Raw genomic sequence first — 11,317 nt, forward strand, 5'->3', positions numbered from 1 at the left:
TTCTCCCGTCAGACAAATCTGGTCATCACAACGTCCTGGACCAGCTGATACTCATACTCGTCAAAGCACTTGTTGGTGATGCTGATGGCAATGGCGTCCTTGGGTGCCATTCCGTCTGTCATCAGCCGCAGGGCGGCCACCATGCCGCGCAGATCCACCGGATGGGTGGAGATTTCCCCGTTGACCGCCTTCTCGTTCAGGTCCATAAACAGCCCCACGCAGTGGTCGATGTGTTCCTCTGGGGCGTTGGGGGCGTCGGCCTGCAGCAGCCTGTGCAGCTGCCGAGGCTCCAGGACCGGCATGCGGATCACGGTGAACCGGGAGACCAGGGCCTCGTTCAGCTCCCGGGTCCCCGCGTAACCGTAGTTCATGGTGGCAATGAACCGGGTGGCCGGGTGCATGGGGATACATTCATATCCCGGAACATCGATGAGCCTGCGGTAGTCCAGGACCGAATGCATCACAGCGACGGCGTCGTTCTTCGCCATGTTGATCTCATCCAGGATACAGAATCCGCCGTACCGGGCCGCCTGGGCCACCGGACCGCTGCGCAGGCGCACTTCTCCGCCCACAAAGGTGTCGGTACCGATCAGGGTACTGCTGTCGGTGTTTACATGGAAGGACACGTTGTAGACGGGCCTGCCAAACAACCAGGCCAGGTTGTCCGCCAAGATATTCTTTCCGGTGGCTTTTCCACCGCACAGCAGGATATTCTCCCCCTGCAGCAGCGCGGAAACCGCCAGCTCCAGAATTTCCTCGCCAATAAACTCCACGGGCGGCTTTGTGACGCGCCCCTGCACAGCCGTGTCCACAGCGTAGCGCTCTTTAAACTGCTCCAGCCGAATCGTCAGATCTTCTCTCATAATCTTCTCCGTCTTTGCCATTACTCGGGCAGATACCCGGTTTCCATCTCAGCGGGGCCGTCCGGAGCCCGCTTGTGCATATTCGATTGTATCTTCCCCACAAAAGCTTGTCAATGGTCTTCCATATTCTGGGCCATGTAAGGGCGGAAAAGAAGCGCACCGGACTGGAAGTCAAACTTCCTATCCGGTGCGCTTGCATCATTCAATAGGGGAGGTATTTCTTGTGCAGCGCATAGAACACCTCCAGAGAGCCTCTGCAAGTGCCGCCAGTCCGTCGTTCTCCATTGGGCAGGGTGACCCAATAAGTCAGCTTCATGTCTGACACCGGCGGTTCCCCCACGTTTGAAGAAAACGTCACAATAAACTCGTCACCATTTGAGAGGAAAAACGCGTATTCATGCAGCATGCTGCCACCCGCAAACACCCCGTACCGAAAGATATTTTTCACGTTGCGCCCGGTATCTTAGAAGGCGTTCGCCGAGTCAAAGAGGGCCTGGATTTCCTCAGGGTCCTTCACCACTGCTGCCCCCTGGTTATACAGCTGGGCGCAGCTCAACCGAACATGAGCCACCTCATCAGCGGAGAAGTCGATCACATTGATGCTGCCGCGGCCCCAACCAAAGAGCCAGACACACAGGAGCAACGCCGCGGCCAGTGTACTGCCGCCGATTATCAGCCGCCTTTGTCTTCTGTCCAGGTTTGGGTGCTTCATGCTGTCCTCCTCAGAAAATGTGCAATGTTCCAACAAACCTCCAAAAAACAAAAGCCCTGAATCCGTTGGGATTCAAGGCTTTTCATGGAGCTGCTAGGCAGATTCGAACTGCCGACCTCATCCTTACCAAGAAGGTCGGGGGGCCGCGCCCCCCAACGTCCCCCCGCTTCTGCGTTGAATCCCAAGGGATTTTCAGTTTTCCATTCAATCGCGGGTGGTTTCTTTGGCTACGAAACCGACCGCTTCCTTTTCCAACAGTAGTATAACGTTTGAATTGTTCACGAAACAAGATGTTCGAGCATTTTCGGACATCTTTTTTTGTTGTTCAACATCTTCGAACATCTCCCACCCAAAAACGAACATCTTGGAACACCTTCAGAAGAAAAAGAAGTAAAGAAACAAAGTGAATTATGTGCAGGGGTGTCCGACTGTATTGGATACCCCTTTTGCTATAATAAGGTCAGAAAGTGAGAGATGAAACAAAACCTCTCAAAAAGAAAATAAGGGTGGCGACCTAAGAAATACGCAGGATGCCAAGAGCATCAGAAAGGATTTACTATGAAGGCTAACATGAACATGAAGAAGAACACCGTCGCTGTCAACCCCATCGCCAAGACCATCACCATCTCCAAGGCTTACTACAAGAAGGCTTGCATCTACGGCACTTCCGAGTACTACGAGTTCCGAACCGTTCTGAGCGAGAACGAGGGCTTCACCGTCGAGTTCAAGGTCATCGAGAAGAAAACCTACAAGTCCCTGACCTTCGAGCGCATGGAAGAGTACATCAAGACCCAGCCCAACAGCGAGAAGCAGCTGATCACCTTCGCCGCCGTCCAGAAGGTCGCCGAGAAGAAGGGCAGCAAGTACCCCCTGACCAAGAAGTGGTTCCTGAACGCCTACCCCGAGTACAAGGAGAACGAGGTTTCCGCCAACGAGACTGCCGAGCTGGAGAAGCAGCTGGAGGCTGAGCTGGATGCCCTGATGGATGATGACGACTCCGTCGTTGAGTTCCCCGCTGCCGCCAACATGTAATTGAGATTTGAAGGAGGATACAACCATGAAGAAGGCTTATGTGATTGACTACACCAACAGCACCATTACCGTCAACAGCAGTTTCTATGAGAAGATGCAGGATCCCACCTCTGAAGAGTACAAGCTGATCAAGGCTATCCGTGCCGACTACCCCGAGATGCGGATCGTCAACCGCACCCACAAGACTCCCACCAAGTACGTCTCCAAGAGCACCGGCGAAACCTTCAACTGCAATCAGTTCAAGAACTTGACCTACAAGAACATGAGAGGCTTTATCGAGGCTCTGCCCAACAAGCAGGACTACCTGCCCGCCTACGAGTTCCTTGAGAAGTGCGCTTCTCTCCCCCAGACCTCCCGCTACACCGTAGTCCGCAAGTGGTTTGTCGCCCAGTTCCCCGAGTTCCGCAAGAATCCCCTGTTCTACCTCTACAACGAGGTTAAGGTGGTTGACATCACCCCCTTCATCGAAGAGGAGCAGACCCGCGCCGAAGAGAAGCAGGCATCCTGAATCCAAAAGGAGGAAATAAACATGAAACCCACATTCGAAGAAGCTCTGGCTGTGTGCGTGCAGTACTATGTTGATCGCGGAAACCCTGTGGAGCTGGCAAAAACCATTGTAAGCCGAGGAGAAACGGCAGTATTTGATCTGTACTACGCCATCCAAGAGGAAAAGAAACTGCCGCAGAGCGTCGCAACTGTCGTTTCTCTAACCCAACCTGACAGCGGAAATTCTGCCGAGATTTTTGCGGCAGATGGATGAAAAATTTTTGGCCAAAACAGGTTTTCCGATTAGGAGGAAATTTTATATACAAATGGAGGGGTTAAAAAGGATAACTATACTTAGGGGGTTCCCCCTAAGAATCTCCGTGGGGCTGTGCCCCACACCCCCTATGGAGTTTTTTATAAAATCCTTCGCCCTTCGGGCTCAGGCTTTTATAAAAAACTCTTCCAGAAGCAAGAGAAATAAGGAGATACACAAATGACAGATTTTATGAAATACGCAAGAACACGCGGTTTAGTACCTGATTGGGTATGGTATCAAATCAATGGATAGTCAGCATAGGAGAATTGGGTTGAACAACACGACAAGTTCATGGACTTTCTGACTGCCGAAGAGGCAAGCCCACAATTCAACTTCACCAGCGAGGTGAAACTGAAATGAGCGACCGAAAGAAGAAAGACAAGAAGAAAAAGAAGCAATCCTCATTTGAGACAGAAATTTTCCGATTCATAGAGAAGAGTCTGAAATCTGCGATGGAGGTTGCATTGGATGACATCTTCAAAGACTGGAAATGACAAGAGGCGGAAGCCGTTCTGAATGGAACGACTTCCGCCTTTTTTCGTTTTCTACCGCCAGACGGCAGGTTTCTCTTCTGTCGAGGACAGGCGCAAAAACCGTCAGCCGAAACAAAAATGCCTCTGCGTGGGAGAGTTGCCCACGCCTTTTTCGCATTGGGCTTCTGGAAACTTTTTTGCCCGAATACTGCCCCCCTGTTCGGGAAAGAGTGTTCGGAGTTTCGCGGACAAAAACGGCACTTAAACGTGGCGTTTTTCCCCTCTTTTGGAGCCCGCTCCACCGTTCAGGAAACCAAATGTTTTATTGGACATCCTCCACATACTCGATCAGATCGCCGGGCTGACACTCCAGAAGGGCGCAAATCTTATCGAGAATCTTCCATGACACGAGTTCCCCATGCCGAAGCTGTTGCAGATAAGACTGTCCAATCAGCTTCTCTTCCCTGATTCTGGTGGATGTGTAGCCATGCTTCTTCAGTTCTGCCAAAATGTCTACCTTATATCGGATCGCCATACAAAGAGCCTCCTTTCCCATTGTCCTCATTATACGCTGCAATAGCACCAAAATCAAGTGCTAATTCTACACAAATTTCGCACTAGATATTCGTGTATTTCGTCAATTGATTACACTAGTATTTAGTGCTATAATAAAGACACTTAAAGGAGATCCCCAAACACTACAACATCCAAAAGGAGATATGAATTATGAGTAAGAACGAACTGATTGCCAAGATCGAGGCTCTGAACGCTTGGGAGGCTCTGATGGAAGACGCCAAGGCCGAAGCCGATGCCATCCGCGATAGCATCAAGCAGGAGATGCTTGACCGCGATGTGGAGGAGCTGACCGCAGGAGCTTACATCATCCGCTGGACTTCCGTTCTCTCCAACCGTTTCGACACCACCAACTTCAAGAAGGTCTACGGTGATCTCTACAAGGCTTTCACCAAGCAGACCTCCAGCCGCCGCTTCTCCATCTCTTGCTAAATCAAATGCGCTCCACGGGCCGCCAAAAGCCCGTGGAGCGTGGAAGGAGGAAACAGTCATGTATGTTCTGAAAGACCTGTGGCGCGAGTGCTACGCGCCCGAAGTGAAGCGTTCCAGAAGAGGAAGTGAATACCATCGTCTGGCGCAGGGGCTTGCGGAACGCAGAGCCGAACTCCTTCACCTCCTGTCAGCCGAGGCGCAATCCACCTTGGAACGATTTGAGCGCACGAAGGATACCCTTTCGGCAATCAGCGAGGAGGACACCTTCATCGAGGGCTTCCGCATGGGAGCCAGAATGATGCTTGATGTGTTGGGGGCACATCAACGGCAATTTGAGTAGGAGGAACGATTATGATTCACGGGTACGCCCGCTGCTCGACTAACGAGAGCAAGCAGGATATCGACAGACAAGTGCGGGAGCTGAAGGCAGCGGGCGCGGAGACTGTCTTTCTGGAGTACGAACACGGCGACGCCGCAGTCAAAAAGCAGCTTTCTTCTCTTCTGGAGACTGCCGCCGAAGGGGACACCATCATCACTCTGGAGGTTTCCCGACTGGCTCGCTCCACCAAGCAGCTCTGCGAGATCATCGAGGTCATCCGCGCCAAGCGTCTGCGTCTGGAGATCGTGGGGAGCATCACCGTGGATTGCTCCAACGGTCAGATCGACCCGATGACAAACGCCTTTATCCAGATGTCGGGTGTGTTTGCCGAATTGGAGTTGCGTATCATCCGTGAGCGTGTCCGTTCCGGTATGGCAAACGCCAAGGCCAAGGGGGCGAAAATCGGGCGGCCGCAGACAACCATTGACCAGATTCCTTCTGGGTTCCTTCGCCACTACCCCGCGTTCAAGTCGGGGCAACTCAATTTGAGTGAGTTGGCAAGGGTGTGTGATTTGAGCAGGACAACAGTTTATAAGTATCTTGACCTTTTGGATGGATAAAAAGTGGGGAACTATATTAGTTCCCCACTTTTTCATTTAAAAACCCATGCTCCCAATTCTTTTCCAGTTGTTGCATCAAAAGTGCGCCCGTCCGACATGTAAATATGCTCTATACCAGGAATAGTTGATATGTTATAAATCCATGTATCACAATAATACTCGTGTACTTTTCCGCTATGATCTATTCTGTAGTTTACAGCGTTATCACTGGCATCCGAGTTTGTATAGTAGTCAGGAGGGAGATTGTTATAATCCAAAACGCTAATATAGAGATTTCCGTGGCCCCAAGACAATTCACCGGCTTTCCCCTCTTCTCGAGAAGCTGCGACGGAGTAATCATTATATTCTATTCCGCTTTGGGTATCCAAATAATAAAAACCGTTTGTTAACATGTTTTGATTATCTGTATAATATATGATTCCGTCATCACTAATTCCCGCTAAGAAAGCCTCGCAGGACGTCGGAATTACTTCTACGTCAAAAGAATCCATATTCAACTCAATTATTCCACTCCCTGTCATGCCAATGTAAACACAATTTTCATAGTAAGAATAATTGGTGTAATCTGATATCTGATCTACAACAGAGCTATTCTCCAGATCAACTATATAAAGCGTTTGTTCTAAACTAGATGCTCTAAAACAAGTAATAACCAAGTACTTGTCAAAGAAAAGCATAGAGGAGAGACTATCGTCTTTGGTTAAGTTGATTGGCAAATATACCTCTTGATCGCCTTCTCCGTCGAAATCACAACAGAAAATAGAGTCTTTGGTCCTGTAATAAAGCATCCCCTTATATACATTCACGCCTCTTCCTTCGGCAATCTTAGTTCTTTTATCTGTGTCCATATCGTAATGGTAGATGTTTCCGGATTCCACATAGAATATATCCTTACCGCAATATGCCAGGTTGCTGCCTCCAAGGAGATTGTTGGCGCTAATTCCTATGCGAGACTGGCTAGCGTAATATTCGGACATAGCAAGGAGTTCTTCGCTTGAACTTTGTGCCAGTAAATCTATAACGGCATTAGACGCAATAGCTAGATTTAGATTCTGTCCGTCAACATACGAGGCACAAATAACACCAATAATTTCTCCAGACTCATTAAATAATGCGCCACCACTGCTGCCACTTGAAATTGCTGCTGTAATCTGCAAAATATCTGTGCCAAGCTCATCGATATAACGAGAACTAACAACGCCATCCGAGAGAGTATGAGCCAGTCCCAATGGATAGCCAACTGCGTAAACGGAATCTCCCTGTTTAACGGGCTCCGAATCTCCCAACACCAATGGCTGAACTCCGATATTCGAATCACATTTCAAAACTGCGAGGTCAGCATCTTCATCATAAACAATGATATTGCTGACATCTACAGACTTTCCGCCGTCAGGCGTCCACGCAACAATATGATACGCATCTTCAATTACATGGTAGTTTGTTACAAGTGTTGTTCCATCCTCGATCACAAAGCCACTCGCCGTTGCTGTAAGCTCCCGTTTGTCATCGAACACTTCCAAATACAGAACAGAATTAGCAGACAAGGCCACTTTATCCTCGTTATCTACCGCATCTCGCCCTAAAAAGAAGACGGCAGCGCCCGCAAGGGCTAGCATAAGTAAACAGACAACAATGATAGCCGGAGCTTTACTTTTCTTCTTATGCTCATATACCTGTACTTGGACTTTTGGTTTCTGAGTTTCAACAGCAACAGGAGGCTCTGGTACATTGCGTACTTCTTCAGGCTGTTTGCACACCTCAAGATCCTCGCCCTCAACAACTGCATTTTGATGACGCTTTCCGCACTTCGGACAAAACCTCATTTCATCCTGAAGCCCTGCACCACAATAAGGACAGTATTTCATAAGAGTTCACCACCAAATCTTCTTGTCTTAATATTTAATTTTTAATTCATCGCGAATCGCATCTATTAGCTCTGTTTTCTTTTTATCTGTTCCTAGATCCGTATACTCATCCCAGCACTGGTGAAGATGCCACTCAAACTCCCGAGAAAGTCGCCAAATTCTCTCGCTTCCATATAAGCAAATTTTGGCTTGTGCGTTTCGATATATAGGCCAAAACCCAGCAGCATCTACACTATCAGCGTAATCATCAACTTTGATTCTCAGCAGCGCATCAATGAGTTCTAAATATGCCTCTTCGCGTTTCTCCTTCTGCGCTTGTTCGAGGTTGTTCTTAACACCAACATGGGACTGCCATGCACCACCTACAATACCAATCAGGCCACCAACTACTACTGGCAATAGAACTTCAAGCATAAATTCGCCACCCTTCGATTGACGGTTTTATTATATCACATAATCACTGCACTTCCTATCTTTTTCCATTCTAGCGTGCTATAATATTGAAACAGATTAGGAGGCGATACCATGGCACAAGGACAAGGCCGTTCATCGGGACAGGGCGTGAAGCTGCTGATGATCCGCGACTATCTCTACAAGCGCACCAACAAGGACAACCCCAAGAACGCCCGCCAGATTGCGGAGTTCCTTGCCTCCAAGGGCATCAAAGCCTCCGTAAAGACCATCTACAACGACATCTTCCTGCTTCAGCACGACTTCGGCGTGCCAGTCGAGTACAACGCCAAGAAGTGGGGCTACTACATCAGCAAGCCCCAGTTCGAACCCTACGAGCTGCGTCTGCTGGTGGACAGCATCCAGTCCTCCAAGTTCATCACGCAGGAGAAAGCCCGCGAGATCACCGGCAAGCTCAAAGCCTTTGCCGATGACTACACGAAAAACAGTCTGGAACGGCAAGCATACGTCTCCGACCGCGTCCGCAGCATGAACGACAGCGTCGTGAAGGATGCCGACCGCATCCATGAGGCGATTGCCACCAACCGCAAAATCGGGTTCCGCTACTTCCATTACACCCCGAACAAGGACAACCCTAAAAGCTATTCCAAAAGCGGTGCATTGTACATCGTCAGCCCTTATGCTCTCTCTTGGAACAATGGCAACTACTATCTGTACGCCTACGACGGCAGGAAGTTCCGCTATTTCCGCGTTGACCGCATGGAGCGTATCAGCATCCCGCTTCTGGAGGAGCGCGAGGGGGCGAAGGAATACAACGCCAAGCACCTGACCCACCAGAAGGCAAAGGTATTTGATATGTACAGCGGCAACCAATACACGGTGCGTCTGCGCGTTCAGAACCGTCTGGCCGACGCGGTGATTGATAAGTTCGGCAAGGAAACCATTATGACCCCCGCCGACGAGAACCACTTCACGGTGCTGCTCCCCGTGGAGATCAGCCCGCCCTTCTTCGCATGGGTAGCCACTTTCGGCAAGGGGATGAAGATTCTTAGTCCTGCACCGGCAGTCGATGGAATGAAGGATTTTCTTGAAAAAGCTCTGGAGATGTACAAAGATGAAGGAGAGACGTGAAAACGTCTCTCCTTTTGTTCGTCCGATGTGCGAAGATGTTCAAAGATGTTCCATCATCTTCTCCTCTGAATCTTTTCCTTCTGCTGCGAAACCTTCGCCAAAGGCGAGAACTCATCGTAATCCCTGGCTATGTCCGCATCATAGATGTTGCAGTACCGCTTCGACATGGTCAAAGTGGAATGCCCCAAAAGCCTCTGCAGCGTGAAGGCGTTGCCACCGCAGTCAACCAGATATTTGCGGGCGAAGGTGTGTCGGAACAAATGCAAACTTGTCTTCTGGATGCCTCTGGATGTGTTGTAATGGGTTATAGCGAGCCTCAGGGCGTTCTCTGACAGCTTTTCCCCGTACTGATTGCAGAAGAGATAGTCTTCAGGCTTGCCCTTTCTGATCGCCATGTAGTCCGCCAGAATGGATACCATCACCGAGCACAAGGGACTGACCTGAATTTTGCCGCTTTTGGTATGACGGAACACGACCTGCCGCGCCTCCAAATCCACGTCCCTGTTCTGAATGTTGCGGACGGTGGCTGCTCTGCATCCAGAGTTGAGCAGATAGTTGATGATGACCCAATTACGGAACTCGCAGAAGTCACACTTCTTCGGGGGCTTCTCCAAGAGGATCTCCAACTCTCTGTCCGTGTAGGTTTCCTTGACAGTATCCTTCTCCTTCAGGTTCGGGACAACCACATCAGGCAGGCCCTCCCGCTGGCACCACCGCAGAAAGGTATTCGTGACCCGCAGATAAGTGGCAATCGAATTGTGCGCCAGCCCCGCCCTCCGCATGGAAACCACCATTTGCTCCAAGTGCCTTTTAGTCAGAGCGTCCATCGGCATCTCAATGTCGATGTGATGGGAAATGGACTTCAGATGGTTGTAGTAGTTCTTAATCGTTGCTTCCGACACGCCTCTGGATGTTTGGGAGATGATGAAGGACTCCCAGACTTCTTTCAGAGATGTGCCAGAGTGTTCATTCATGTGGATTTTACGCTTCAAAACAGACCGCTTCCTTTCACCGAAAAGTGGGAAAAAGGAAGCGGTCTGGCTGTTCTATCAGAAAATCAGGATTTCAACTTTTTCAACAAGAAACCTGCAATAACAAAAGAAAAAGCCCTGAATCCGTTAAGATTCAAGGCTTTTGGAGCTGCTAGGCAGATTCGAACTGCCGACCTCATCCTTACCAAGGATGCGCTCTACCGACTGAGCTATAGCAGCATGTATGTCCCCTTTCGGGGAACTATTTGAACAGGCCTTACCTGGAATTTCCAAGGCGTCCCGGGTATTCCCGGGGGCTATTCAAACAGCCTACCGGCTGAAAATTTAAATGGCGACTCGGAAGGGACTTGAACCCTCGACCTCCGGCGTGACAGGCCGGCGTTCTAACCAACTGAACTACCGAGCCATTTAAACTATACAAACAGATCGCTCTGTTATCCACAATGGCAGGGGCAGAAGGAATCGAACCCTCGGCACGCGGTTTTGGAGACCGCTGCTCTACCAGCTGAGCTATACCCCTATATGGTGGGCCTTCACGGGCTCGAACCGTGGACCGGCCGGTTATGAGCCGGCTGCTCTAACCAACTGAGCTAAAGGCCCATGACCGTTCACACGTTATGTTCGGAAAGAGCGGCTTGCCGTCATTGTTGGCGGCAAGCCGCTTTCATTTGGCTCCCCAAGTTGGACTCGAACCAACGACCCTGCGGTTAACAGCCGCATGCTCTACCGACTGAGCTATTGAGGAATGTGAAAGGGTCCGGTCCGGCAGGACCGGACCCCTGTGTTGGCGTTACCTATTTTCCCGGCCCGTCTCCAGGCAAGTATCTTCGGCAGAAGCGAGCTTAACTTCCGTGTTCGGAATGGGAACGGGTGGACCCTCGCCCTAATCAACACCAACTTTACTTTCTTCGAGAAGAAAGTAAGCAAAGAAAACAACATTGTTTTTCTCTCCTTACCGTCTTCTCAACAGTAAGTATTATATCCGTTTTTACTCAATTGTCAAGAACCATTTTAAAAAATGGTGACCCGTACGGGAATCGAACCCATGTTTGCGGCGTGAGAGGCCGCCGTCTTAACCGCTTGACCAACGGG

Annotated in this window: 15 protein-coding genes, 5 tRNA genes and 1 rRNA gene; 8 read left to right on the forward strand and 13 right to left on the reverse strand. The window is 49.9% G+C overall.

Translation table 11 applies throughout. The features are described 5' to 3' along the window. Nucleotides 1-8: 8 nt before the first annotated feature. The 3 genes from I6E42_RS11335 to I6E42_RS11345 form a co-directional block, all read right to left on the reverse strand. On the reverse strand, nt 9-863 hold the full coding sequence (locus I6E42_RS11335; protein WP_235372054.1) for an AAA family ATPase: 855 nt from the start codon (nt 861-863) through the stop codon (nt 9-11). A 202-nt stretch (nt 864-1,065) separates the two neighbouring features. Next, nucleotides 1,066-1,269: a hypothetical protein gene (locus tag I6E42_RS11340; protein ID WP_235372055.1), complete on the reverse strand. Its 204-nt coding sequence runs from the start codon at nt 1,267-1,269 to the stop codon at nt 1,066-1,068. Between the two features lie 57 nt (nt 1,270-1,326). Then, nucleotides 1,327-1,575, reverse strand: coding sequence for a hypothetical protein (locus I6E42_RS11345; protein ID WP_235372056.1), 249 nt, complete (start codon nt 1,573-1,575; stop codon nt 1,327-1,329). Between the two features lie 558 nt (nt 1,576-2,133). Between I6E42_RS11345 and I6E42_RS11350 the strand changes: the two genes are divergently transcribed. The 4 genes from I6E42_RS11350 to I6E42_RS11365 all read left to right on the forward strand — a co-directional run bounded on the left by I6E42_RS11350 (nt 2,134) and on the right by I6E42_RS11365 (nt 3,903). Beyond that, entirely contained in the window at nt 2,134-2,607 is a 474-nt protein-coding gene (locus I6E42_RS11350; protein WP_235372057.1) for a hypothetical protein, read from the forward strand. Nucleotides 2,608-2,632: 25 nt separating this feature from the next. Next, the gene (locus tag I6E42_RS11355; RefSeq protein WP_235372058.1) at nt 2,633-3,115 is read left to right on the forward strand and encodes a hypothetical protein; all 483 of its coding nucleotides are present in this window, start codon (nt 2,633-2,635) and stop codon (nt 3,113-3,115) included. A 21-nt stretch (nt 3,116-3,136) separates the two neighbouring features. Further along, complete coding sequence (locus tag I6E42_RS11360) at nt 3,137-3,367, forward strand: hypothetical protein (RefSeq protein WP_235372059.1); 231 nt, start codon at nt 3,137-3,139, stop codon at nt 3,365-3,367. 398 nt (nt 3,368-3,765) lie between these two features. Continuing rightward, nucleotides 3,766-3,903 carry a hypothetical protein gene (locus I6E42_RS11365; protein ID WP_235372060.1) on the forward strand — a complete coding sequence of 46 codons (138 nt, stop codon included), beginning with the start codon at nt 3,766-3,768 and terminating at the stop codon, nt 3,901-3,903. 301 nt (nt 3,904-4,204) lie between these two features. On the opposite strand, the gene I6E42_RS11370 is transcribed toward I6E42_RS11365, so the two are convergent. Next, entirely contained in the window at nt 4,205-4,417 is a 213-nt protein-coding gene (locus tag I6E42_RS11370; protein ID WP_235372061.1) for a helix-turn-helix domain-containing protein, read from the reverse strand. A 191-nt stretch (nt 4,418-4,608) separates the two neighbouring features. Here I6E42_RS11370 and I6E42_RS11375 point away from each other — a divergent pair, with 191 nt between their 5' ends. Genes I6E42_RS11375 through I6E42_RS11385 form a run of 3 tightly spaced genes read left to right on the forward strand, consistent with a single transcriptional unit; the run spans nt 4,609 to nt 5,826 of the window. Next, nucleotides 4,609-4,887: a hypothetical protein gene (locus tag I6E42_RS11375; protein ID WP_235372062.1), complete on the forward strand. Its 279-nt coding sequence runs from the start codon at nt 4,609-4,611 to the stop codon at nt 4,885-4,887. Nucleotides 4,888-4,945: 58 nt separating this feature from the next. After that, nucleotides 4,946-5,227, forward strand: coding sequence for a DUF6809 family protein (locus I6E42_RS11380; RefSeq protein ID WP_235372063.1), 282 nt, complete (start codon nt 4,946-4,948; stop codon nt 5,225-5,227). 11 nt (nt 5,228-5,238) lie between these two features. Beyond that, the gene (locus I6E42_RS11385; protein ID WP_235372064.1) at nt 5,239-5,826 is read left to right on the forward strand and encodes a recombinase family protein; all 588 of its coding nucleotides are present in this window, start codon (nt 5,239-5,241) and stop codon (nt 5,824-5,826) included. Nucleotides 5,827-5,858: 32 nt separating this feature from the next. On the opposite strand, the gene I6E42_RS11390 is transcribed toward I6E42_RS11385, so the two are convergent. Both I6E42_RS11390 and I6E42_RS11395 read right to left on the reverse strand, forming a co-directional pair. Next, nucleotides 5,859-7,691 carry a trypsin-like peptidase domain-containing protein gene (locus I6E42_RS11390; RefSeq protein WP_235372065.1) on the reverse strand — a complete coding sequence of 611 codons (1,833 nt, stop codon included), beginning with the start codon at nt 7,689-7,691 and terminating at the stop codon, nt 5,859-5,861. 27 nt (nt 7,692-7,718) lie between these two features. After that, on the reverse strand, nt 7,719-8,105 hold the full coding sequence (locus I6E42_RS11395) for a hypothetical protein (protein ID WP_235372066.1): 387 nt from the start codon (nt 8,103-8,105) through the stop codon (nt 7,719-7,721). A 111-nt stretch (nt 8,106-8,216) separates the two neighbouring features. On the opposite strand from I6E42_RS11395, the gene I6E42_RS11400 reads away from it, so the two are divergent. After that, nucleotides 8,217-9,233 (forward strand): helix-turn-helix transcriptional regulator, encoded by a 1,017-nt coding sequence (locus I6E42_RS11400; RefSeq protein WP_235372067.1) that lies wholly within the window; start codon nt 8,217-8,219, stop codon nt 9,231-9,233. 53 nt (nt 9,234-9,286) lie between these two features. Here I6E42_RS11400 and I6E42_RS11405 read toward each other — a convergent pair whose 3' ends face one another. The 7 genes from I6E42_RS11405 to rrf form a co-directional block, all read right to left on the reverse strand. Next, a complete protein-coding gene (locus I6E42_RS11405) occupies nt 9,287-10,225 on the reverse strand; it encodes a tyrosine-type recombinase/integrase (RefSeq protein ID WP_235372068.1) in 939 nt (312 codons plus the stop codon). 143 nt (nt 10,226-10,368) lie between these two features. Beyond that, nucleotides 10,369-10,444, reverse strand: a tRNA-Thr gene (locus tag I6E42_RS11410). Nucleotides 10,445-10,554: 110 nt separating this feature from the next. Then, a tRNA-Asp gene (locus I6E42_RS11415) sits at nt 10,555-10,631 on the reverse strand. A 38-nt stretch (nt 10,632-10,669) separates the two neighbouring features. Next, nucleotides 10,670-10,745, reverse strand: a tRNA-Trp gene (locus I6E42_RS11420). Nucleotides 10,746-10,748: 3 nt separating this feature from the next. After that, nucleotides 10,749-10,825, reverse strand: a tRNA-Ile gene (locus I6E42_RS11425). Between the two features lie 69 nt (nt 10,826-10,894). Next, nucleotides 10,895-10,970, reverse strand: a tRNA-Asn gene (locus I6E42_RS11430). Nucleotides 10,971-11,007: 37 nt separating this feature from the next. After that, a 5S ribosomal RNA gene (rrf, locus tag I6E42_RS11435) occupies nt 11,008-11,123 on the reverse strand. Nucleotides 11,124-11,317 lie beyond the last annotated feature (194 nt).

Origin of the sequence: Pseudoflavonifractor phocaeensis (assembly GCF_021531815.1) — a bacterium.
Taxonomy (GTDB): domain Bacteria; phylum Bacillota; class Clostridia; order Oscillospirales; family Oscillospiraceae; genus Lawsonibacter; species Lawsonibacter phocaeensis_A.

Coding starts and splice junctions, on each gene's coding strand:
- I6E42_RS11335 (WP_235372054.1), bottom strand. CDS start 863: ATGAGAGAAGATCTGACGATTCGGCTGGAGCAGTTTAAAGAGCGCTAC.
- I6E42_RS11340 (WP_235372055.1), bottom strand. CDS start 1,269: ATGCTGCATGAATACGCGTTTTTCCTCTCAAATGGTGACGAGTTTATT.
- I6E42_RS11345 (WP_235372056.1), bottom strand. CDS start 1,575: ATGAAGCACCCAAACCTGGACAGAAGACAAAGGCGGCTGATAATCGGC.
- I6E42_RS11350 (WP_235372057.1), top strand. CDS start 2,134: ATGAAGGCTAACATGAACATGAAGAAGAACACCGTCGCTGTCAACCCC.
- I6E42_RS11355 (WP_235372058.1), top strand. CDS start 2,633: ATGAAGAAGGCTTATGTGATTGACTACACCAACAGCACCATTACCGTC.
- I6E42_RS11360 (WP_235372059.1), top strand. CDS start 3,137: ATGAAACCCACATTCGAAGAAGCTCTGGCTGTGTGCGTGCAGTACTAT.
- I6E42_RS11365 (WP_235372060.1), top strand. CDS start 3,766: ATGAGCGACCGAAAGAAGAAAGACAAGAAGAAAAAGAAGCAATCCTCA.
- I6E42_RS11370 (WP_235372061.1), bottom strand. CDS start 4,417: ATGGCGATCCGATATAAGGTAGACATTTTGGCAGAACTGAAGAAGCAT.
- I6E42_RS11375 (WP_235372062.1), top strand. CDS start 4,609: ATGAGTAAGAACGAACTGATTGCCAAGATCGAGGCTCTGAACGCTTGG.
- I6E42_RS11380 (WP_235372063.1), top strand. CDS start 4,946: ATGTATGTTCTGAAAGACCTGTGGCGCGAGTGCTACGCGCCCGAAGTG.
- I6E42_RS11385 (WP_235372064.1), top strand. CDS start 5,239: ATGATTCACGGGTACGCCCGCTGCTCGACTAACGAGAGCAAGCAGGAT.
- I6E42_RS11390 (WP_235372065.1), bottom strand. CDS start 7,691: ATGAAATACTGTCCTTATTGTGGTGCAGGGCTTCAGGATGAAATGAGG.
- I6E42_RS11395 (WP_235372066.1), bottom strand. CDS start 8,105: ATGCTTGAAGTTCTATTGCCAGTAGTAGTTGGTGGCCTGATTGGTATT.
- I6E42_RS11400 (WP_235372067.1), top strand. CDS start 8,217: ATGGCACAAGGACAAGGCCGTTCATCGGGACAGGGCGTGAAGCTGCTG.